This is a genomic window from Streptomyces sp. NPDC088732, assembly GCF_044751205.1.
Lineage (GTDB): Bacteria > Actinomycetota > Actinomycetes > Streptomycetales > Streptomycetaceae > Actinacidiphila.
On sequence record NZ_JBIVLI010000010.1, the window covers coordinates 1 to 21067 of the forward strand.

The window sequence follows — 21067 nt, forward strand, 5'->3', positions numbered from 1 at the left end:
TCGCGCTCAACATCCTGCTGGCCTCGCTGACCATCGTCTTCCTGCTGGCGGTCGTCACCCTGCAGCCGTTCGCGATCTACGCGGGCGCCGAGCAGAGCATCGTCATCCTCGTGGCCCTCGTCGTCGCGCTCATCCCGACGACCATCGGCGGTCTGCTGTCGGCGATCGGCATCGCCGGCATGGACCGCCTGGTGCAGCGCAATGTGCTGGCCATGTCCGGCCGTGCCGTCGAGGCCGCCGGTGACGTCAACACCCTGCTGCTGGACAAGACCGGCACCATCACCCTCGGCAACCGCCAGGCGGCGGAGTTCCTGCCGGTCGGCGCTGTCACCGCCGAGGAGCTGGCGGACGCCGCGCAGCTGTCGTCGCTGGCCGACGAGACGCCCGAGGGCCGCTCCGTGGTCGTCCTGGCGAAGGAGCGGTACGGCCTGCGGGCCCGGCACGAGGGCGAGCTCGGCCACGCCGAGTTCGTGCCCTTCACCGCCCAGACCCGCATGTCCGGCGTCGACATCGACGGCCGCCAGATCCGCAAGGGCGCCGCGTCCGCGGTCACCGCGTGGGTCGCCGCCAACGGCGGCCAGGCCGGCGAGGAGGTGCAGTCGCAGGTCGACCGCATCTCGCAGTCGGGCGGCACGCCGCTCGTCGTCGCGGTCAAGGACAGCGGCGCGGCCCGGGTCCTGGGTGTCATCCACCTGAAGGACGTCGTCAAGGAGGGCATGCGGGAGCGGTTCGACGAGCTGCGCCGCATGGGCATCCGCACGGTGATGATCACGGGTGACAACCCGCTCACCGCGAAGGCGATCGCCGAGGAGGCGGGTGTCGACGACTTCCTCGCGGAGGCGACGCCCGAGGACAAGATGGCGCTGATCAAGCGGGAGCAGGCGGGCGGCAAGCTCGTCGCGATGACCGGTGACGGCACCAACGACGCCCCGGCGCTGGCCCAGGCCGATGTCGGCGTGGCCATGAACACCGGTACCTCGGCCGCCAAGGAGGCCGGGAACATGGTGGACCTGGACTCCAACCCCACCAAGCTCATCGAGATCGTGGAGATCGGCAAGCAGCTGCTGATCACCCGCGGCGCGCTGACGACGTTCTCCATCGCCAACGACGTGGCGAAGTACTTCGCGATCATCCCCGCGATGTTCGCTATCGCCTACCCGGGCCTGGACAAGCTCAACATCATGCAGCTGCACAGCCCGCAGTCGGCGATCGTCTCGGCGATCATCTTCAACGCCCTCATCATCGTGGTGCTGATCCCGCTCGCGCTGCGCGGAGTCCGCTACCGGCCGTCCTCGGCGTCCGCACTGCTGACCCGCAACATCTGGATCTACGGTCTGGGTGGCCTGGTGCTGCCGTTCGCCGGCATCAAGGTGATCGACCTGATCATCCAGTTCATCCCCGGACTCAGCTGACCGAAGAAGGCAATCGACATGTCCAGCTCCCTTCCCGCCGTGGTCCGGAACCATCTGGCCGCCCTGCGCATGCTGCTGGTGTTCACGGTCGTCGCGGGCATCGTGTACCCGCTGGCCGTCACCGGGGTCGCCCAGGCGGTCTTCCCCGGCCAGGCCAACGGCTCCAAGATCACGCAGGACGGAAAGACCGTCGGCTCCAGCCTCATCGGCCAGAGCTTCAACCTCCCGAAGAAGAACCCGGACGACGCCGACGAGGCCGCCCTGCCGGACCCGAAGTGGTTCCAGCCGCGGCCCGGCGGGTACGACCCGCTCGCCACCGGCGCGTCCAACCTCGGTCCCAATGACGAGGGCCTGATCAAGACGATCAAGGAACGCCGCGCCGCCGTGGCCGAGTTCGACGACGTGGCCCCCAGCGACGTCCCGGTCGACGCCATCACGGCCTCCGGCTCCGGTGTCGACCCGCACATCTCGCCGGCCTACGCCTACGAGCAGGCCGACCGTGTCGCCACGGCCCGCGGCCTGGACGCGTCCGAGGTGCGCAAGCTGGTCGCGGACCACGTGCAGGGCCGCGTCATCGGCTTCCTCGGCGCCGAGCGCGTCAACGTGGTCGAGCTCAACCTCGCGCTCGCCCAGCTCGGGTGACGTCGCGTTCCGGCCGTATCGCACGGACCACGCCGCCCGGCGTCGCAGGCATCCTGCGGCGCCGGGCGGCGTGACATCCCCGCAAGGAAGGACTCCCGGTGACGCAGCCAGTCGTCACAGCCGCGGCCGGCGCCCGCCAAGGGCGGCCCGGCAAACTGAAGGTCTTCCTCGGAGCCGCACCCGGAGTGGGCAAGACCTACCGGATGCTGGACGAGGGCCGCCGGCGGGCCGCCCGCGGGACGGACGTCGTCGTGGGCTACGTCGAGTGCCACAAACGGCCGCACACCGAGGCGAAGCTCGACGGTCTCGAGATCGTTCCGCGCGCCGAACGGCACTACCGCGGGGCCGAGTTCACCGAGATGGACCTCGACGCCGTCCTCGCGCGCGCCCCCCAGGTCGCCCTGGTCGACGAGATGGCCCACACCAACATCCCCGGCGGCGCGCACACCAAGCGGTGGCAGGACATCGAGGTGCTGCTCGACGCGGGGATCGACGTCCTCACCGCCGTCAACATCCAGCACCTGGAATCGCTCAACGACGTCGTCGAGAAGATCACCGGCGTCCCCCAGCGCGAGACCCTGCCCGACGAGGTCGTCCGCCGCGCCGACGAGATCGAGCTCGTGGACATGCCCGCCGAGGCGCTGCGCCGGCGGATGGCCCACGGCAACGTCTACGCCCCGGAGAAGGTCGACGCCGCCCTGTCGAACTACTTCCGGGTCGGCAACCTCACCGCGCTGCGCGAACTGGCCCTGCTGTGGGTCGCGGGACGGGTCGACGAGACCCTCCAGAAGTACCGCACCGAGCACGGCATCGGACGGGTCTGGGAGACCCGCGAACGCGTCGTGGTGGCGCTCACCGGCGGCCCCGAGGGCGAGACGCTGATCCGCCGGGCGGCGCGCATCGCCGAGCGCTCCCACGGCGGCGGCGCCTCCGGCGCGGGCGGCACCCGCGACCTGCTGGCCGTCCACATCGCCCGCAGCGACGGCTTGGCCGACGCCTCGCCGGCCGCCCTGACCCGGCAGCGCGCCCTCGTGGAGAGCCTGGGCGGCAGCTTCCACTCCGTCGTCGGCGACCATGTCCCCACCGCCCTGCTGGAGTTCGCCCGGGCCGAGAACGCCACCCAGCTGGTCGTCGGGGTGAGCCGGCGCGGCCGCCTGGCGCGCTTCGCCACCGGGCGCGGGGTCGGCGAGACCATCGTGGAACGCTCCGGTGACATCGACGTCCACATGGTCAGCCACGAACGCGCGGGCCGCGGCCGCCTGCTGCCCGTCCCCAGCAGCGACCTGCCCTTCGTGCGCAAGGTCGCAGGGCCGGTGGCGGGTTTCGTGCTGCCGGCGCTGCTGACCGCCCTGCTCGCGAACACCCGCGGGCACCTCAACCTCACCAGCGAGGCCCTGCTCTTCCTGCTCACCGTCGTCGGCGTCGCGTGCATCGGCGGGGTGGCCTCCGCGCTGCTGGCGTCGGTCACCGCGTCGCTGCTGCTCAACTACTTCTTCATCCCGCCCATCGGCCGGTTCACCATCGGCGAGACCAACAACGTGCTCGCCCTGGCCGTCTTCGCGGTCGTCGCCGTCACCGTCGCCGCGATCGTGGACCGCTCCCTGCGGCTGTCCCGGCGCGCCGCCGGGGCGACGGCGGAGGCCGAGACGCTCTCCTCGCTGGCCGGCAACATCCTCCGCGGCGACCAGGCCGTGGAGGTGCTGCTGCAACGGACACGCGAGGCCTTCGGGCTGGAGTCCGCGGAACTCGTCCACGGGCCCTCCGACCACCGCGGTGCGGTCGTCGCGGAACGGGACGGCGAGGCGGGCGACACCGTCGCGGTCGCCGTCGGCCCGCAGGACACCCTCGTCCTGCGCGGCCGCCGCCTGGCCGCCTCCGAGCGGCGGGTCCTCGTCGCCTTCGCGGGCCACGTGGCCTCCGCGCTGGAACGCGCCCGGCTCGCCGAGGCCGCCGCCGAGGTCGAACCCGTCAAGGCGGCGGACCGCATGCGGACCGCGCTGCTGGCCGCGGTCGGCCACGACCTGCGCACGCCGCTGGCCGGCGCCTGGGCCGCGATCAGCTCGCTGCGCAGCCGCGAGGTGGAGTTCTCGGCCGAGGACCGCGAGGAACTGCTGACGACGGCCGAGGAGTCGCTGGCCCGGCTCAGCCGCCTCGTGGACAACCTGCTGGACATGAGCCGGCTCCAGGCGGGTGCGCTCCGGCTGACGCTGCGGCCGACCGCGTTCGCCGAGGTGGTGCCGCTGGCCCTGGACAGCCTCACCGACGCCACCGCGCAGGTGGTGACCCAGGGGCTGGACGAGGCGCCGCTCGCGCTGGCCGACCCGCCGCTGGTGGAGCGCGTCGTGGCCAATCTGATGACCAACGCACAGCGGCACGCCCCGGCGGGCACCAGGATCCTGATCGGTGCGAGCGCGCTCGGCGGGCGCGTCGAACTGCGCGTCGCCGACCGCGGGCCCGGGCTCACGCCTGCCGACCGGGAACGGGTCTTCGCGCCCTTCCAGCGGCTCGGCGACACCGACAACACCACCGGGCTCGGCCTGGGGCTCGCGCTCTCGCGCGGACTGACCGAGGCCATGGGCGGCACCCTCACCCCCGAGGACACGCCCGGCGGTGGACTGACCATGGTGCTGTCCCTGCCGGTGGCGGACGCGGCAGAGGCCGCCGCGTCCGCCGAACCCGCCCTCGGGGACGAGGAGGCCCTGACATGAGGCGCGTTCTGGTCGTCGACGACGAGTCGGGCTTCCGCAAGGCCCTCGACATCGACCTCACCGCCCGCCACTACACCGTGACCACGGCACCGGACGGGGCGACCGCGCTGACCCTGGTGTCGATCAACCCGCCCGACGCGATCGTCCTCGACCTCGGACTGCCGGACATGGCGGGCATCGACGTCATCCTCGGCGTCCGGGCGTGGAGCCCGCTGCCGATCATCGTGGTGTCCGGGCGGTCCGACCCCGCCGACAAGGTCCCGGCGCTGGACGCCGGCGCCGACGACTACCTGACGAAGCCGTTCTCCATGGACGAACTCGCCGCCCGGCTGCGGGCGGTGTTCCGCCGCCCCGCGGCCGTGGAGGAGCCGCAGACGGTCGAGGTCGGCGGATACCGCCTGGACCTCGCGGCCTTCACCGTCGGCCCCCGCCGGGGCCGGGGCGAGGCACCGCATCTGACCCCCACCGAGTGGCGGCTGCTCATGCCGCTGCTGCGCAACCCGGGACGGCTGGTGACGGGACGTCAGCTGCTGCGCGAGGTCTGGGGACCGGGCAACGAGAAGCGCACCAACTACCTGCGCGTCTACCTCGCCACCCTCCGGCACAAGCTGGAGCCGGACCCCTCCCGCCCCCGCCACCTGATCACCGTGCCCGGCCTGGGCTACCGCTTCGAGCCCTGAGCCCGCGCCGGCGGCGTCACCCCGCCCGGCCGACGTGCCGGGCGGGGCGGCCCACCGCGAAGTGGACGTACTCCCCGAACAGCCGGAAGCCCGCCGCCCAGGCCAGCAGCCAGCTCGGCCGGTTGTCGCGCGAGCAGGTCCAGCTGGGAACGCGCCCGCGGGCGGCCACGTCCGCGCTCAGGCCCGCGAGACAGGCGAGCGCCAGACCCTCGCGGCGGTGGCCCGGCAGTGTCAGCACGGCGATGTCCTCGTACGCGGCGCCGAGGAAGTACGTGCAGGCGAGCGAGACCGGACGGCCGCCGCGGAAGGCGCCCCAGCAGTGACCGGAGCCGGCGAGCGCGGCGGGCCCGCCCCAACTGGCCGCGACCCAGGCGGGGTCCGGGCCCAGTGCGGCCAGCGCCGGGCCGTCGGCCGCCGTCAGCCGGCGCACCACCACGTCAGCGGGAAGGCGGCGGCGCGGCACCGGGTGCGACCGCAGCCAGATCATGCGCTCCCAGGGCACGACACGGTCGAACGCCGCCCCGAGGAGCGGCAGGAACCCCGGCCGGGCCAGGACGTAGCTGTCACCCAGCGGGGCCAGGGCCCGCGGATCGGTGTGGCGCGGGTCGCCGTCCAGCAGGACGTGGCCGGCACAGGCCACGGCGACCACCCGTGGCGCGACGGCCCGGTCCGCCCACCACCGGCCGTGCCCGGTGGCGCGCACGTGCTCCGCGAGGCCGACGGGCCCGGGAACGTCCGCCGGGAACCAGCCCCCGGGGACCGGGAGTCCTGTGTACTCGATCATGCTCGCCTCTCTTCGGTGTGCCGGCCCGGGGCGCTCCGGCGTTCGGGTATCGCCGGCCGGGCCGGGCGCCTGACGCGCCGCGGGCCGCGCCGCGTCGCTCCACGACCTGCCGGGTGCCTCATGCCGACGGCGGTGCGGACCACCGGATCGTCCGGAGGTCCGCACCGCCGCGGGGGGTTTCAGCCCTGGTTGGCCTTCTTGCCGTGGTTGGCTCCCTTCTTGCGACGGGCCCTCTTCTTGCGGGCGCGCTTGGACACCGGTTTCCTCCTTGTGGTGGTGACGGGCTTTCAGGCGGTGACGAGCAGGTCGGCGGCCTTGCACAGGCGGCGCGCGGTGCGTTCCCCGTGGCCGGCGGTGGACGGGCCGTCCGCGTCGTAGTGGGCACCGGGGACCAGCGGGGTCCGCGGGTCGCAGAGCCGCACCACGCGGGCGGCGCCCTCGGCCGGCGGCTCGCCCTCGTGCGCGTACAGCGGCAGCAGGGCTGTCGAGCAGGTGCCCGGGTCGACGCTGACCACAGTGCAGCCCGCGGGCGCCGCCGCACCGGCGAACACGGTGAGGGCCAGCTGGGACTGCGCGTACGCGGCGTAACGGGAGTAGCGGCGGGCCCGGTTGAGGTCGTTCCAGGCGAGGGAGGCCGACCGGTACGTGGTGGAGGAGACGTTGACGACCCGGCTGCCCGGACGCGCCGTCAGCGGGCCGCGCAGCTCCCGCGTGAGCAGGTACGCGGCCAGGAAGTTGACCTGGAAGGAGACCTCGTTGCCGTCCTCGGTGACCGTGTGCTCCTCGGGGGCCGCGACCGCCGCGTTGTTGACCAGGACGTCCAGGACGGGATGGGTGGCCGACAGTTCGGAGGCCAACGCCCTGACCTGCGTCAGCCGGCGGAAGTCCGCGACGGCCAGGCGCAGTCGGGCCCGGTCGGCGCCGGCCGCCACCAGGCGCTCCACGGCGTGGTGGGCGGACTCGGTGTCGGGGCCGTGGACGATGACCGTGCGCCCCCGTTCGGCGAGCAGGCGGGCGGTCTCCCACCCGATGCCGGAGGTCGCCCCCGTGACCAGGGCGGTCCTCGGGGGGACGGCGGACAGGGCGGATACGGACATGGGTGGGATCCCTCCGGGGAACGACGCGTCGGCGCGCGCCCTGGCCACGGGTCGTGGGGGCGCGCGCCGTACGCGAAGGAATGCGGCCGTCAGGCATGGCCGCGGGACACCGGCTCGTCAGGGAGCCGGCAGGAGAACAGCGCGCGGAACCGGCGGCACCCGATGGGGTGGCCGGTCGTCATGGCGCCGACCGCTGTTCACCCCTTCATCCCACCGCCCGCCGCCGTGGCAGGCAAGATCCGCCGCCCGTTCCTGACACGGTCCTGACGGCGCGGCCTGAGGCGCCGTCAAGGCGCCGTCATAAAGCCGAGCCGCGGGCGCAAAGGTCCTGTCAGGGACGTCCGCCGGGCCCCGCGGTCGCGATCTGCTGGCGTGCGTACCCCCCCCAACTCCCGCACCTTCGGAAGGCCCTCGTCCATGCAGCCGCCGGCCCCCGCCCACGCCCCCGGGACAGACCGCACCGCCCCTCAGCCGCCACGCCCCGGCAGGAGGTCCGGCAGACGCCGCAAGGTGGCGGCGGGACTGCTCGACCCCCGGCAGCTGTGGACGGCCTTCCCGGAGGCGGTGCGCAAGCTCCACCCGCGCGGCATGGTCCGCAAACCGGTGCTCTTCGTCGTCGAGGCCGGCGCGGCGCTCACGACCCTGTCGGCACTGCTGCACCCGAGCGTCTTCGCCTGGGTGATCACCGGCTGGCTGTGGCTGACGGTCGTTTTCGCCAACCTCGCCGAGGCCGTGGCGGAGGGCCGCGGCAAGGCCCAGGCCGAGAGCCTGCGCCGGGCCCGGACCGGCACCGTGGCCCGGCGGTTGCGCGGCTGGCGGCCGTACGGAAGGGAGTTCACCGAAGAGGCGGTCCCGGCCGGCGAGCTGCGGCGGTTCGACGTGGTGGCCGTGGAGGCCGGGCAGACCATCCCCGGTGACGGGGAGGTGGTGGAGGGCATCGCGGCCGTCGACGAGTCGGCGATCACGGGGGAGTCGGCCCCGGTCGTCCGTGAGGCGGGCGGCGACCGCTCCGGGGTGACCGGCGGGACGAAGGTGCTGTCGGACCGCATCGTCGTCCGTATCACCTCGCGCCCCGGCAGGACCTTCCTGGACCGGATGATCGCCCTGGTCGAGGGCGCCTCCCGGCAGAAGACGCCCAACGAGATCGCCCTGAACATCCTGCTGGCGTCGCTGACGGTCGTCTTCGTCCTCGTCGTCGTCTCCCTGGAGCCGATGGCCGCCTACGCCGGCGCCGCCCAGGACACGGTCGTCCTGGTGGCGCTGCTGGTCACGCTGATCCCCACCACGATCGGGGCGCTGCTGTCGGCGATCGGCATCGCGGGCATGGACCGGCTCGTGCAGCGCAATGTGCTGGCGATGTCCGGGCGCGCCGTCGAGGCGGCGGGCGACGTGTCGACCCTGCTGCTGGACAAGACCGGCACCATCACCTTCGGCAACCGCCGGGCCACCGCCTTCGTCCCGCTGCCCGGGGTCGACGACCTGCAACTCGCGCAGGCCGCCCAGGTGTCCAGCCTCGCCGACGAGACCCCGGAAGGCCGCTCGGTCGTCGTCCTGGCCAAGGAGCGCTACGGGCTGCGCGCCCCCGCCCCGGGCGAGCTGGGGCAGACCCGCTTCGTACCGTTCTCCGCCCGCAGCCGGATGAGCGGGGTCGACCTGCGCTGGGAGGACGGTGCCGGAGTCGCCGTGCGCAAGGGCGCCGCGGCGACCGTGGCGGCGTGGGTCACCGCCCGCGGCGGTCTGGTGCCCGCGGAGGTGGATCCGATCGTGGACCGCATCGGCGCCTCGGGCGGCACCCCGCTCCTGGTCGCCCTCGACGACGGGGACCAGGCCCAGGTCCTCGGGGTGATCCACCTCAAGGACGTGGTGAAGAACGGCATCCGCGAACGCTTCGCCGAACTGCGGCGGATGGGCATCCGCACGGTGATGGTCACCGGTGACAACCCGCTGACCGCCCGCGCGATCGCGGACGAGGCCGGGGTCGACGACTTCCTCGCCGAGGCCACCCCCGAGGACAAACTCGCCCTGATCAGGCGGGAGCAGGCCGCCGGCAACCTGGTCGCGATGACGGGTGACGGCACCAACGACGCCCCGGCGCTGGCCCAGGCGGACGTCGGCGTGGCGATGAACACCGGTACCTCGGCCGCCAAGGAGGCCGGGAACATGGTGGACCTGGACTCCAACCCGACGAAGCTGATCGAGATCGTGGAGGTCGGCAAGCAGCTGCTGATCACCCGCGGCGCGCTGACGACGTTCTCCATCGTCAACGACGTGGCGAAGTACTTCGCGATCATCCCCGCGATGTTCGCCGGCGCCCATCCGGGGCTCGGGGCACTGAACATCATGCGCCTGCACAGCCCCACGTCGGCGATCACCTCGGCGATCGTCTTCAACGCCCTCATCATCGTGGCGCTGATCCCGCTGGCCCTGCGCGGAGTCCGCTACACGCCGTCGTCGGCGGCCGAACTGCTGCGGCGCAACCTGCTGGTGTACGGACTGGGCGGGCTCGTGCTGCCGTTCCTCGGCATCAAGCTCATCGACATGGCCGTCGTCCAGTTCGTGCCGGGCCTCGGCTGAGCCCGCGAGCGGTCCGTCAGACCAGCCCCGACACGCGGAACACCGCCCGGGCCGCGGGCCCGTCGACGCCGTCGCCGAGGTGCGCCAGCACCCGGGAACCGTGCCGCAGCACGCCGCGGTCGCGGGAGCGGTGGGCGCCGGCCTCCAGCAGGTGCCACAGCAGGGGGTCGGCGGCCAGCGTCCGCGGATCGACCTCCACACAGCGGCCCGAGGCGTCGTACAGCAGCAGGTGCGCCGCGGGCCCCTGGTGCTGCCGTACCGCCACCAGGGCATCGGTGCGGACCGTGCGGGTGCGCAGCGAGCGGCGCACGGAGAGCCAGCCGTCGCCCGCCGTCACGCGCGGCGGCACCAGCACCGCCAGCACCAGGACCGCCAAAACCGCCCAGAGCCCGGCGCGGGCCGCGCCGAGGGTGCCCGCGGCCGCGTCGAGGGCCAGGGCGAGCGCGAGGAAGCCGAGCGCGCAGAGCGCCGCGAACCGGGCGTGCCCGGCCCAGCGGCGGTCGGTGTGGCCGGAGGCGGTCCGTGTCATGCCGCCGACCGTAGGAGCGGCCACTTCCGCACGGCCGGCGGCTGACGCGCCCCTGACGGCCCGCCGCGCGATCCTGGCGCGGCCTTGACGGCCGGCGGATCAGCCGACGTGCACGCGCGGGCGGCGGGTCCGGTCCGGTTCCGCCTCGCGCAGCACCTCGCGGGTGACCGGGGCCACCTCGCCCTGCCCGAAGAGGAAGAAGCGCAGGAAGTTCGCGAAGGGAGTGCCCTCGGTCCACTCGAAGTAGATGTGCGGACGCTGCCCGCTGGCGTCCCGCACGTGCAGGAGCAGGGCGGCCAGCGCGTTGGGGATGGACGAGGACTCCAGCGTGAGCACCCGGTAGCGGCCGTGCAGCACGTCGCCGCGCACGGTGAGGCCGGACTCGAACTCCGACGGGTCGGAGACCGTGACCTCGACGAAGACGAAGTCGTCCTCCGCCGGGATGTCGTTGTCGGCGCGGATCTGCTGGATCTTGGCGCGGTACTCCGCCATGTCCCGGCGGTCCGGCTCGTTGGCGATGAAGCGGATCCTGCGGTGCGACATGTCGCGGACGAAGCGCTGGGCCATGTCGTCCAGCGTCACGCTGGTGACGCGGAGTTCGAAGGCGCGGGCCAGCCTCGACAGCAGGGAGATGAGGATGATGCCGGCGATGAAGCAGGCACCGATCTTCACACCGTCCGGGCGCTCGATGACGTTGACGACGGTGGTGTAGAGGAAGATGGCCGAGATCACGGCGAAGCCGATGGTCCAGCCGCGCTGGTGGGCCTTGCGGGCCGCGATGGTCACCGCGATCGCCGCGGAGCTGATCAGCACCAGCACACCGGTCGCGTACGCGCCGCCCTGGGCGTCGACGTCCGCGTCGAAGATCCAGGTGACCAGGAACGCCACCAGCGTGAAGACCAGCACCATCGGCCGCACGGCGCGCGCCCAGTGCGGGGCCATGCCGTAGCGGGGCAGGTAGCGCGGCATGAGGTTGAGCAGGCCCGCCATGGCCGAGGCGCCGGCGAACCACAGGATGCAGATGGTGGAGACGTCGTAGACGGTGCCGAAGGCGTTGCCCAGGTACTCGTGCGCCAGGTACGCCAGGGCGCGGCCGTTGGCCTGCCCGCCGGACTCGAACTCCTTGGCGGGGATGAGGAGCGTGGTGATGAAGCTGGTGGCGATGAGGAAGCAGCTCATGACGACCGCGGCCGTGGTCAGCAGTTTCTTCGTCCCGCGGATCCGCCCGGCGGGCTTCTCCTCGGTGTCGCTGTCGTCGCCCTGCACGTGGGGCATGACGGCCACGCCGGTCTCGAAGCCGGACAGGCCGAGCGCCAGCTTGGGGAAGACCAGCAGGGCCACGCCGACCATCGCCAGCACGTTGCCGTGCTCCGCGGTCAGGGCGCTGGACCAGTCGGTGACGACGTGCGACGCGGTCGCCACGTGCCACAGCCCGACGACGACCACCACCACGTTCAGCGCGAGGTAGAGCCCGACCAGGGCCACGGCGACGCCGATCGCCTCCAGGAAGCCCTTGAGGAACACCGCGCCGAGCAGGGCCACCAGGAACAGCGTGATGATCATCTCGTGGCCGTGCAGCACGCTGGTCAGATGCGGGTTCTCCACCAGGTGGGTGGAGGCGTCGGCCGCCGACAGCGTGATCGTGATCAGGAAGTCCGTGGCCGCGAAGCCCAGCAGCGTCAGCACGAAGAGCTTGCCCTGCCAGAACGACAGCAGCCGCTCCAGCATCGCGATCGAGCCCTCACCGCGCGGACTCTCTTCCGCGACCCGCCGGTACACCGGCAGCGCGCCCGCGAGCGTCACGACCACCAGGACGATCGTGGCGACTGGCGACAGCAGGCCGGCGGCCAGCGCCGCGATGCCCGGCTGGTAGCCCAGGGTGGAGAAGTAGTCCACACCCGTCAGGCACATGACCCGCCACCACCGCTGCCCGCGGTGGGCGCTCTCGGGTACCGGCTGCCCGCCCTGCTGGTGCCGGGCCATGTCGGACAGGCCCTCCAGCATCCACGCGCGCAGCCGACTCGGATGAGCGGACATGGCCACGTTGCACTCCCGTCGACAACAGTCAAGAATCCGCCGTCGGCGGACGGCCACGTCAGCGTACGCAGCCCGGCCGGGGCTGTCGGCGCACGCCACGGCCGCGCGAGGGCGGCGGGGCACCGCCGCGGCCGCTCCCGTGCCCCGCGGCCGGGGCGTGCCGGGGGCGGTGCCGTGGGGGCCGGGGCGGCCCACCCGATGATCAATTCCCCAGGTCGGGACGGGAGTCGGGGCCGGCGGGGGAGCACGTCGCGGCGAGCCGGTGACGGGCCGCGGAACAGTAGGGTCCCGCCCGCCGGAGCGGGTCCGCCGTTGACGGGCTCCATACGGCTGACGCGCAATCCTGACGCGTTCTTAACGCCCTGCCTCCCCCCGGCTCCCCGACCGTTGCCGGAACCGGGTAGATTCTCCCGTGGAGTGCCGGGAAGTCTGGTCGGCGAAGACATGCGCAGCAGCCGTACCATCTCTTTCCCTGGGGACCCTCACATGACCGTCCTGACCGCCGTCCTCCTGCTCGTGGCCCTGGCGACCACCGTGGCGACCGGCGCCAGGCACTGGCGGGTCCCGGCTCCCTCCCTCCTCGTCGTGGCCGGGCTGCTGGTCGGCCTGCTGCCGTGGGTACCCGCGGTGCACGTCGCGCCCGAGGCGATCAGCGTCGTCGTCCTGCCCCCGCTGCTGTACGCCTCCGCCGAGGAGATCTCCTGGCGGGAACTGCGCCGCGTGTGGCGCCCGGTCACGGTCCTGGCCTTCGGACTCGTGGTCACCTCGGCCGCGGCCGTGGCCGCCGTCGCGGCGGCCGTGACCCCGCTCGGCGGACCGATGGCGCTGGTGCTGGGCGCCGTACTGGCCAGCACCGACCCCGTCGCCGTGACGGCCCTCGGGCGCCGGCTGTCCCTGCCGAACCGGGTGAAGGTGCTGGTCCAGTCCGAGAGCCTGTTCAACGACGCCACGAGCCTGGTGCTGTTCAAGGTCGCCATCGGTGCCGCGGTCGCCTCCGGCTCGCTGCTGACGCCCGCGGCCGCGGGCCGCTTCCTCGAACTGGGCGGTGGCGGCGCGCTGGTCGGGGCCGCCGTCGCCGGACTCGTCACGCTCCTGCGCCGGCGCACCGAGGACCCGGTGCTGGAGACCGTCGTCTCCCTGGTCACGCCGTACGGCGTCTACGTGCTCGCCGAGGACCTGCACACCTCCGGGGTCACCGCGGTCGTCCTGGCGGGCGTGGTGCTGGGCAGCACCGGGCACCGGATCACCAACGCGCCGATACGGCTGCAGATCCACGCCGTGTACGCCACCGTCGTCTTCCTCCTGGAGAACGCCGTCTTCGCGCTCATCGGCCTCCAACTGCCCACGCTCGTGCGCGAGCTCGATCCGTCGGAGCGCGGCCTGCCGCTGGTCGTGGGCGTGTTCGCGGTGGCCGCCACGGTCGTCCTCCTGCGGCTCGTCTGGGTCTTCCCGCTGTCGGCCGTCATGCAGCACCGCCGCAAGGACGGCCCCGTCTCCTGGCGGGTGCCGCTGGTGACCTCGTGGGCCGGCACCCGCGGGGTCATGCCGCTGGCCGCCGCCCTGTCGGTGCCCCTGGTGACGGCCGGCGGCGCGCCGCTGCCGCACCGCTCGCTCGTGCTCACCCTGACGACGGGCGTGGTGGTCCTGACCGTCGTCGTCCAGGGATTCACCCTCGCCGCGGTCGTCCGGCGCTCGGGCATCGCCCTCGAACCGGAGCACACCGCCCGCGAGGAGGCCAGGACCCGCGACGCGCTGTCCCGCGCGGGCCTGCGCTACCTCGACCAGCTGCACGACCTCGAAGCCGCGCCGGCGTCCGCCGTGGTCCAGTTGCGCCGCCATCTGGAGGCCGGACTCGACGAGGGGGACGAGAGCCCGGGGTCGGGCCGCGCCGCCGCCTTCGCCGAGGCCGTGGCCGCCCACCGGGACCTGCGCCGGGCGCTGATCGGCGTGCAGACCGGGGAACTGCGGCGGCTGTACGAGGCCGGTGAGGTCAGCGACGCCACCCAGCGCGCCGTCCAGCGGTCCCTGGACCTGGAGGAGGCCGGGCTCAGGGCATGAAGGAGTCGTGCGGCCCGCGTCCGAGGCCGAGGCGTGCGCGTCCTCCGCGGCGCTCGGCCTCGACGAGTTCCGACATCAGGGGCGGCGGCGGTACGGCGAGCACGGGGCAGCGGGCGTGGTCCAGGCAGTGCCGGGCCACCGACGGCGACAGCAGGCGGCGCAGCAGGCCGTGCGAGCCCGTGCCCACCACCAGCAGGTCGGACTCCTGGTCGGCCACCCTGACCAGGGTGGGGCCGGGCATGCCCAGCGCGATGACCGGGCGCAGCTGCGGGTCGAGGGGGATGCTGCCGCCGAAGGCGGTGTCCAAGGCGGCGAACAACTGCCGCCGCGCGAGGGAGTGCCAGCGGTCGAGCAGGGGCGGCGACGGCGGCCGGCCGGAACCGAGGTCGACACCGACGGTCTCCCAGGCGATCACCACCGTCAGCGCCGCCGACCGGCGGCGTGCCTCCTCGACGGCCCTGTGGAGAGCCGCCAGGCTGCCCAGGGATCCGCTGACACCGACGACGACACGGTCTTCGCGGGACTCACGCATGACTCCATGCAAACGCCGTGCCGCGAGCGGGCAACGGTCCTTGTCGCGATCCTGACGCCGCCGCCCCCGGGCCTGACGGAGCCCTGACCCGTCCGCGACCGCGGCGTCAACAAATCGACGCGCGCCGTCAACGTCCCGTCAGGGAGGGCCGCCGCCCCCCGGCGCCAGGGATTAGCGTCCTGCTGCGCCCCGGCCCGACGTGCCCGGACCGGGGCCCAGTCTTCCCTCTTGGAGGAATCCATGACCGAACCCGCGTCCGAGGACGACCCCGAGCCTTGCGAACCCGACCCGGCCGGAGACCGCGGGATGCTCTGCGTCCCCGTCCGGCCGGGACCCGCCGGCTGCGTGACGCGGATGTTCCGCACCCCGCTGGGCGATCGCACAGCGGTCGCCTTCACCACGCCGGAACGCCTCTCCGCGACCCTCGGCGCGGAACAGGAATGGATCAGCCTGTCGGAACCCGCGCTGCGCTCGCTCGCCCGGCCGCTCGGTGTCACCGCCCTCACGGTGGACCCCCAGTTCGCGGCCCCCGCCGTCAAGGACGACCCCGACGCGTCGTCCGACCGGTTCGGCTCCCAGCTGATGGGCGTCCTGCGGGTGACCGGTGCGTTCGCCCTGGTCGACGCCCTGTGTCTGTGGATCCGCTGACGAGTCCGCAGCCCGCCCCGCAAGGGGCCCCTCCTACGCCCTCCGGGCAGGTGCCGTCCCCGCGTTGCCCTGCCCGGAGGTGCCCGACCCTTTCCGCACCACCGCACAGTTTCCCGGAGCACCTCAGATGACCACAGCCCCCACCCTCGCCGCACCGGCCCCGGAGGGCGAGGCCGAAACACCCGGTCCCGGCCGGAACCGCCGTGTCGGCGGGGGCCTGCTCGATCCCCGGCAGCTGTGGCTCGCCCTGCCGGAGGCGCTGCGCAAGCTCAACCCCGTCACGCTCTTCCGCAATCCGGTCATGTTCGTCACCGAGATCGGCGCGGCGCTGACCACCGGGCTCGCGATCGCCCACTCCTCGCTGTTCGCGTGGCTGATCACCGCGTGGCTCTGGCTCACCGTCGTCTTCGGCAACCTCGCCGAGGCCGTGGCCGAGAGCCGCGGCAAGGCGCAGGCGGACTCGCTGCGCCGGACCCGCCGGCAGACCACCGCCCGGCGGCTGACGGAGAAGGGGGAGCGGACCGTCCCCGCGATCGCGCTGCGCCGCGGTGACATGGTGGTCGTGGAGGCCGGCGAGCTGATACCCGGTGACGGCGACGTCGTCGAGGGTGTCGCCAGTGTCGACGAGTCCGCCATCACGGGGGAGTCCGCGCCCGTCATCCGCGAGTCCGGCGGCGACCGCTGCGCCGTCACGGCCGGGACCAAGGTGCTCTCGGACCGCATCGTCGTCCGCATCACCCAGGATCCCGGCGCCGGCTTCCTGGACCGGATGATCGCCCTCGTCGAGGGCGCCAACCGGCAGAAGACCCCCAACGAGCTGGCCCTGAACCTGCTCCTGGTCATGCTGACCTTCGTCTTCCTGATCGCCGTCGTCACCCTCCAGCCCATGGCGATCTTCTCCAAGGGCATCACGGGCGCCGCCCCCGACAGCACCGCGCTGACCGCCGACGGCGTCACCGGCATCGTCCTGGTCTCCCTGCTGGTCTGCCTCATCCCGACCACCATCGGGGCCCTGCTCTCGGCGATCGGCATCGCGGGCATGGACCGGCTCGTGCAGCGCAACGTCCTCGCCTCGTCGGGCCGCGCCGTGGAAGCGGCGGGCGACGTCAACACCCTGCTGCTCGACAAGACCGGCACCATCACCTACGGCAACCGGCGGGCCGGCGGGTTCCTGTCGATCGGCGGCGTCGAGCCGGAGCGACTCGCGCAGGCCGCCCTGCTGTCCAGCCTCGCCGACGAGACCCCCGAGGGCCGGTCGATCGTCGCCCACGCCCGCGAGCACTTCGAGCTGAGCCACCACCGCGCCGACGAACTCGAACTGCCCGAGGCCGCGTGGGTGCCCTTCAGCGCCGTCACCCGCATGTCCGGGGTGGACCTGCCCGGGGGCGGGCGGCAGTTGCGCAAGGGCGCCGCGTCCGCGATCGCCGGCTGGGTCCGCGAGAACGGCGGCACGGTGCCGGCCGGCCTGGACGTCTACGTCGAGCAGGTGTCGTCCTCCGGCGGCACCCCGCTGGCCGTGGCCGAGCGCACGTCCGACGGCCCGGCCCGGGTGCTCGGCGTCATCCACCTCAAGGACGTCGTCAAGCCCGGACTGCGCGAACGCTTCGACGAGATGCGGCGCATGGGCATCCGCACCGTCATGATCACCGGCGACAACCCGGTGACCGCCCGCACGATCGCCGAGGAGGCGGGCGTCAACGACTTCCTCGCCGAGGCCACCCCCGAGGACAAACTCGCCCTGATCAAGCGGGAGCAGGCGGGCGGCAACCTGGTCGCGATGACCGGTGACGGGACGAACGACGCCCCGGCGCTGGCGCAGGCCGATGTCGGCGTGGCCATGAACACCGGCACCTCGGCCGCCAAGGAGGCCGGGAACATGGTCGACCTCGACTCCGACCCCACGAAGATCGTGGAGATCATCGAGATCGGCAAGCAACTCCTGATCACCCGCGGGGCGCTGACGGCCTTCTCGATCGCCAACGACATCGCCAAGTACTTCGCGATCCTCCCCGCCATCTTCGTCGGGGTCTACCCCGCGCTCGACGCCGTCAACATCATGCGGCTGCACTCGCCGGGCTCCGCGATCCTGTCCGCCGTCGTCTTCAACGCCGTCGTGATCGTCGCGCTGATCCCGCTCGCCCTGCGGGGCGTGCGCTACCGGCCGTCCTCGGCGTCCGCCCTGCTCACCCGCAACCTGTGGGTGTACGGCCTCGGCGGCGTCGTCGTCCCCTTCCTCGCGATCAAGTTGATCGACCTCGTCCTCGTCCAGTTCGTCCCCGGGATCTGACCATGCCTCCCCATCCCCGCCTCCCGCACTGGGCGGCCCACCATCTGGCCGCCGTACGGGTCGTCGTGGCGCTCACCGTGCTCGTCGGCCTTGCCTACCCGCTGGGTATGACCGCGCTCGGACAACTGCCGGGGCTCCGCCACACGTCCCCCGGCACCGCCCTCGGCAGGTCCTGGACCGACACCAAGGGCCGCCCGCTGCCCGGCTACTTCCAGTCCCGGCCCTCCAACGCCGGTGCCGGCTACGACCCGGCCACCTCGGCGGCCGGCAACCTCGGCCCCGAGAGCGTCGTCGACACCCCGGACAAGCCCAGCCTGCTCACCCAGGTCTGCGCGCGCAGCAAGGCGGTCGGCGAGCTGGAAGGCGTCGACGGCTCCCGCCCCTACTGCACCGCCGACGGCGTCGGCGCCGTGCTCGGCGTCTTCCGCGCGGACGGCACCATCGGTGACGTCCAGCGCGTGATCAGCCTCAACCAGCCGTGCCCCGCACGGCCGTTCACCGCCTCGTACGAGGGCGTGGCCGTGGCGTGCGCCGCGGCGGGCGCCGACTACGCGAAGGCCGTCGTCGTCCCCGTGCGCGGCGGCGCCCCCGCGCACCCCGTGGTGCCCGCGGACGCCGTCACCGCGAGCGGGAGCGGCCTCGACCCGGACATCAGCCCGGCCTACGCGCGCCTCCAGACCCCCCGGGTCGCCCGCGAGCGCGGCCTGCCCGAGAGCACCGTGCGCGCACTCGTCGCCCGCTGCACCACCGGCCGCGCACTCGGTGTGTTCGGCGAGCCGGCCGTCGACGTCGCCGGCCTCAACAGCGCGCTGGACCGCGCCCGTCCGCTCCAGGGAGCCTGAGCATGACCGTCTTCGGCTGGCTCCAGGCCACCCTCGTCATCGCCGTCGTCGTCGGCCTGCACGTACCGCTCGGCGACTATGTCGCCCGCGCTCTCGACGGCGGACGGCACCTCGCGCCCGAACGGCTGCTGTACCGCGTCTGCGGCATCGACCCCGACCGCGAACAGAACTGGCGGCACTACCTCTTCGCGCTCCTGGCCTTCAGCGCCGCGAGCATCGCCGCCCTCTTCGCGCTGTTCACCTTCCAGGACCGCCTGCCGTGGTCGCTCGGCCGCGACGGCATGCCCTGGCCGCTCGCGCTGCACACCGCGGTCAGCTTCACCACCAACACCAGCTGGCAGAACTACGCGGGCGAGTCCACCACCGGCCACCTCGCGGTGATGGCGGGCCTGGGCACCCAGGCCTTCGCGTCCGGCGCCGTCGGCATCTGCGCGGCCCTCGCGCTGGTCCGCGGCCTGGTCCGGCGCGGTACCGACGAACTCGGCAACTTCTGGGTCGACCTGATCCGTTCGGTGCTGCGCGTCTTCCTGCCGCTCTCCGTCGTCTTCGGACTGCTGCTCATGGCGGCCGGCGTGCCGCAGCACCTCTCCGGCGTCGACCAGCTGGCGGGCCCGGTCGGCTCCTGGGAGCCCCTCAAGCTCATGTCGGGCGACGGCGGCGGCTTCTTCAACGCCAACAGCGCCCACCCCCTGGAGAACCCCTCCGCCTGGACCAACACCGTCGAGATCGTGCTGATGCTGCTGATCCCGACCGCGCTCGTCCGCACCTACGGCCGCATGGTCGGCAGCCTCCGCCAGAGCTGGACCCTGCTGACGGTCGTGGGCATCCTGTTCTGCCTGCTGCTCGTCGCCGGCAACCTGGTGCAGAACCTGCACACCGGCACCGTCACGGCGGCCGTCGGCGGCCAGACCGAGGGCACCGAGACCCGTTTCGGCGTCCCCGCGAGCACCCTGTTCGGCGTCTCGGCCACCGCCTCCGCCGACGGCGCCGCCAACGCCTCGTACGACAGCTTCTCCAGCCTCGGCGGAGGCGTGCTCCTCGCGGGCATGATGCTCGGCGAGATCGCGCCCGGCGGCACCGGCAGCGGGCTGTACGGCCTGCTCATGGCGGTCATGGTCGCCGTCTTCATCGGCGGGCTGATGGTCGGCCGCACGCCCGAGTACCTGCGCAAGCGGATCGGCTTCGGCGAGATGCGGCACGTGGTGCTCTACGCCCTCGTCGCCCCGACCACGGTCCTGGTGTGCTCCGCGATCGCGGTCGCCCTGCCCGAGGGCCGCTCGTCCATGGGCAACACGGGTCCGCACGGTCTCAGCGAACTGATCTACGCCTACACCAGCAACGCGGCGAGCAACGGCAGCGCGATGGCCGGGTTCAACGGGGCCACCGACTTCCACAACCTGCTCATGGTGGCCGCGATGCTCCTCGGCCGCTACGTGCCGATCGTCTTCGTGCTCGCCCTCGCCGGGCGCCTGGCCCGGCAGCGCCCCGGCGTGGTCACGGTCGGCACCCTGCGGCCGTACGGCGTCAACTTCGTCGTCCTGGCCACGGGGGCCGCGCTCGTCCTCGCGCTGCTCAACTTCCTGCCGGCGCTGTCCCTCGGACCGGTCGCGGAGGGGCTGCTCTAGCCGCGCGGCGCGGCCGGCCCGGTCCACGGGCCGGCCGCGCCGCCCGAACCGCTGGACGGACCGGGCGGCGCCCCCGAGGATGGGGTGCCGTGATGGTGAACAGCGTCGCCGACGCCGACGCGCTGGTGAGCAGCGCGCACGAGGGCCAGACCGACCGCATCGGCGTGCCGTACGTCGAGCACGTGCGCGCCGTCGCCGCGGGGCTCGCGCCCTTCGGGCCCGAACTGCAGATGGCCGGGCTGCTCCACGACATCGTCGAGGACACGCCCTGGACCGCTGAGCGGCTGCGCGCCGCGGGGGTTCCGGACCGCGTCGTCGCCGTCGTCGAGCAGGTCACCAACCAGCCCGGTGTCGCCTACGCGGACAAGCTGCGGCGCATCGCCGCCGACCGGGACGCCACCCTGGTCAAGATCGCCGACAACGCCCACAACAGCCGGGCCGACCGCGCCGCCCGCCTCGACCCGGCCGCACGCGAACGCCTCGCCACCAAGTACCGGGCCGCCCGCGCCGTCCTGTGGCCGGCCGCCGCGCGCGGCGACATCGCGGCGATCCTCGCCGTCGTCAACCCGGACCTGCTCGCCGAACTCCCGGCGGACGACGGCACGCCCTGAC

At 73.3% G+C, this 21067-nt stretch carries 17 protein-coding genes; 11 read left to right on the plus strand and 6 right to left on the minus strand.

The features are described 5' to 3' along the window. The 4 genes from kdpB (ACIP9H_RS18055) to ACIP9H_RS18070 form a co-directional block, all read left to right on the plus strand. The coding region (gene kdpB, locus ACIP9H_RS18055) for a potassium-transporting ATPase subunit KdpB (RefSeq protein WP_401959751.1) at positions 1 to 1412 on the plus strand (1412 nt) is incomplete at its 5' end. Positions 1413 to 1430: 18 nt separating this feature from the next. Further along, positions 1431 to 2054, plus strand: a complete 624-nt coding sequence (gene kdpC / locus ACIP9H_RS18060; protein ID WP_401586645.1) for a K(+)-transporting ATPase subunit C — start codon at positions 1431 to 1433, stop codon at positions 2052 to 2054. Positions 2055 to 2152: 98 nt separating this feature from the next. Further along, the gene (locus ACIP9H_RS18065; protein WP_401586648.1) at positions 2153 to 4762 is read left to right on the plus strand and encodes an ATP-binding protein; all 2610 of its coding nucleotides are present in this window, start codon (positions 2153 to 2155) and stop codon (positions 4760 to 4762) included. Continuing rightward, positions 4759 to 5442: a response regulator gene (locus ACIP9H_RS18070; RefSeq protein WP_401586650.1), complete on the plus strand. Its 684-nt coding sequence runs from the start codon at positions 4759 to 4761 to the stop codon at positions 5440 to 5442. Before ACIP9H_RS18065 ends, ACIP9H_RS18070 begins: the two co-directional genes overlap by 4 nt. 16 nt (positions 5443 to 5458) lie before the next feature. On the opposite strand, the gene ACIP9H_RS18075 is transcribed toward ACIP9H_RS18070, so the two are convergent. From ACIP9H_RS18075 to ACIP9H_RS18085, 3 genes are all read right to left on the minus strand, one after another. Further along, on the minus strand, positions 5459 to 6226 hold the full coding sequence (locus ACIP9H_RS18075) for a GNAT family N-acetyltransferase (protein ID WP_401959753.1): 768 nt from the start codon (positions 6224 to 6226) through the stop codon (positions 5459 to 5461). Positions 6227 to 6405: 179 nt separating this feature from the next. After that, entirely contained in the window at positions 6406 to 6483 is a 78-nt protein-coding gene (locus ACIP9H_RS18080; RefSeq protein ID WP_401587313.1) for a 50S ribosomal protein bL37, read from the minus strand. 30 nt (positions 6484 to 6513) lie between these two features. Beyond that, positions 6514 to 7323, minus strand: coding sequence for an SDR family NAD(P)-dependent oxidoreductase (locus tag ACIP9H_RS18085; protein WP_401586656.1), 810 nt, complete (start codon positions 7321 to 7323; stop codon positions 6514 to 6516). A 417-nt stretch (positions 7324 to 7740) separates the two neighbouring features. Between ACIP9H_RS18085 and kdpB (ACIP9H_RS18090) the strand changes: the two genes are divergently transcribed. Next, positions 7741 to 9897, plus strand: a complete 2157-nt coding sequence (gene kdpB, locus ACIP9H_RS18090) for a potassium-transporting ATPase subunit KdpB (protein WP_401586659.1) — start codon at positions 7741 to 7743, stop codon at positions 9895 to 9897. Between the two features lie 16 nt (positions 9898 to 9913). Here kdpB (ACIP9H_RS18090) and ACIP9H_RS18095 read toward each other — a convergent pair whose 3' ends face one another. Then, positions 9914 to 10426 carry a hypothetical protein gene (locus tag ACIP9H_RS18095; RefSeq protein WP_401586661.1) on the minus strand — a complete coding sequence of 171 codons (513 nt, stop codon included), beginning with the start codon at positions 10424 to 10426 and terminating at the stop codon, positions 9914 to 9916. A gap of 99 nt (positions 10427 to 10525) precedes the next feature. After that, a complete protein-coding gene (locus ACIP9H_RS18100; protein WP_401586663.1) occupies positions 10526 to 12463 on the minus strand; it encodes an amino acid transporter in 1938 nt (645 codons plus the stop codon). Between the two features lie 486 nt (positions 12464 to 12949). Here ACIP9H_RS18100 and ACIP9H_RS18105 point away from each other — a divergent pair, with 486 nt between their 5' ends. Then, a complete protein-coding gene (locus ACIP9H_RS18105; RefSeq protein WP_401586666.1) occupies positions 12950 to 14521 on the plus strand; it encodes a Na+/H+ antiporter in 1572 nt (523 codons plus the stop codon). On the opposite strand, the gene ACIP9H_RS18110 is transcribed toward ACIP9H_RS18105, so the two are convergent. Next, positions 14511 to 15053, minus strand: a complete 543-nt coding sequence (locus tag ACIP9H_RS18110; RefSeq protein ID WP_401586669.1) for a universal stress protein — start codon at positions 15051 to 15053, stop codon at positions 14511 to 14513. The genes ACIP9H_RS18105 and ACIP9H_RS18110 overlap by 11 nt on opposite strands. Before the next feature lie 240 nt (positions 15054 to 15293). On the opposite strand from ACIP9H_RS18110, the gene ACIP9H_RS18115 reads away from it, so the two are divergent. The 5 genes from ACIP9H_RS18115 to ACIP9H_RS18135 all read left to right on the plus strand — a co-directional run bounded on the left by ACIP9H_RS18115 (position 15294) and on the right by ACIP9H_RS18135 (position 21066). Then, positions 15294 to 15701, plus strand: coding sequence for an SAV_915 family protein (locus ACIP9H_RS18115; RefSeq protein WP_401586672.1), 408 nt, complete (start codon positions 15294 to 15296; stop codon positions 15699 to 15701). 127 nt (positions 15702 to 15828) lie between these two features. After that, positions 15829 to 17988, plus strand: coding sequence for a potassium-transporting ATPase subunit KdpB (gene kdpB / locus ACIP9H_RS18120; RefSeq protein ID WP_401959757.1), 2160 nt, complete (start codon positions 15829 to 15831; stop codon positions 17986 to 17988). 2 nt (positions 17989 to 17990) lie between these two features. Further along, positions 17991 to 18830: a potassium-transporting ATPase subunit C gene (locus ACIP9H_RS18125; RefSeq protein WP_401959759.1), complete on the plus strand. Its 840-nt coding sequence runs from the start codon at positions 17991 to 17993 to the stop codon at positions 18828 to 18830. Positions 18831 to 18832: 2 nt separating this feature from the next. Beyond that, positions 18833 to 20455, plus strand: coding sequence for a potassium-transporting ATPase subunit KdpA (gene kdpA, locus ACIP9H_RS18130; RefSeq protein ID WP_401586680.1), 1623 nt, complete (start codon positions 18833 to 18835; stop codon positions 20453 to 20455). 95 nt (positions 20456 to 20550) lie between these two features. Then, the gene (locus ACIP9H_RS18135; RefSeq protein ID WP_401959904.1) at positions 20551 to 21066 is read left to right on the plus strand and encodes an HD domain-containing protein; all 516 of its coding nucleotides are present in this window, start codon (positions 20551 to 20553) and stop codon (positions 21064 to 21066) included. Position 21067: the final 1 nt, after the last annotated feature.

Bases quoted from the DNA above. Each gene is read 5' to 3' on its own strand.
- kdpC (WP_401586645.1), top strand. From the start codon at position 1,431: ATGTCCAGCTCCCTTCCCGCCGTGGTCCGGAACCATCTGGCCGCCCTG.
- ACIP9H_RS18070 (WP_401586650.1), top strand. From the start codon at position 4,759: ATGAGGCGCGTTCTGGTCGTCGACGACGAGTCGGGCTTCCGCAAGGCC.
- ACIP9H_RS18075 (WP_401959753.1), bottom strand. From the start codon at position 6,226: ATGATCGAGTACACAGGACTCCCGGTCCCCGGGGGCTGGTTCCCGGCG.
- ACIP9H_RS18085 (WP_401586656.1), bottom strand. From the start codon at position 7,323: ATGTCCGTATCCGCCCTGTCCGCCGTCCCCCCGAGGACCGCCCTGGTC.
- kdpB (WP_401586659.1), top strand. From the start codon at position 7,741: ATGCAGCCGCCGGCCCCCGCCCACGCCCCCGGGACAGACCGCACCGCC.
- ACIP9H_RS18095 (WP_401586661.1), bottom strand. From the start codon at position 10,426: ATGACACGGACCGCCTCCGGCCACACCGACCGCCGCTGGGCCGGGCAC.
- ACIP9H_RS18100 (WP_401586663.1), bottom strand. From the start codon at position 12,463: ATGTCCGCTCATCCGAGTCGGCTGCGCGCGTGGATGCTGGAGGGCCTG.
- ACIP9H_RS18105 (WP_401586666.1), top strand. From the start codon at position 12,950: ATGACCGTCCTGACCGCCGTCCTCCTGCTCGTGGCCCTGGCGACCACC.
- ACIP9H_RS18110 (WP_401586669.1), bottom strand. From the start codon at position 15,053: ATGCGTGAGTCCCGCGAAGACCGTGTCGTCGTCGGTGTCAGCGGATCC.
- ACIP9H_RS18115 (WP_401586672.1), top strand. From the start codon at position 15,294: ATGACCGAACCCGCGTCCGAGGACGACCCCGAGCCTTGCGAACCCGAC.
- kdpB (WP_401959757.1), top strand. From the start codon at position 15,829: ATGACCACAGCCCCCACCCTCGCCGCACCGGCCCCGGAGGGCGAGGCC.
- ACIP9H_RS18125 (WP_401959759.1), top strand. From the start codon at position 17,991: ATGCCTCCCCATCCCCGCCTCCCGCACTGGGCGGCCCACCATCTGGCC.
- kdpA (WP_401586680.1), top strand. From the start codon at position 18,833: ATGACCGTCTTCGGCTGGCTCCAGGCCACCCTCGTCATCGCCGTCGTC.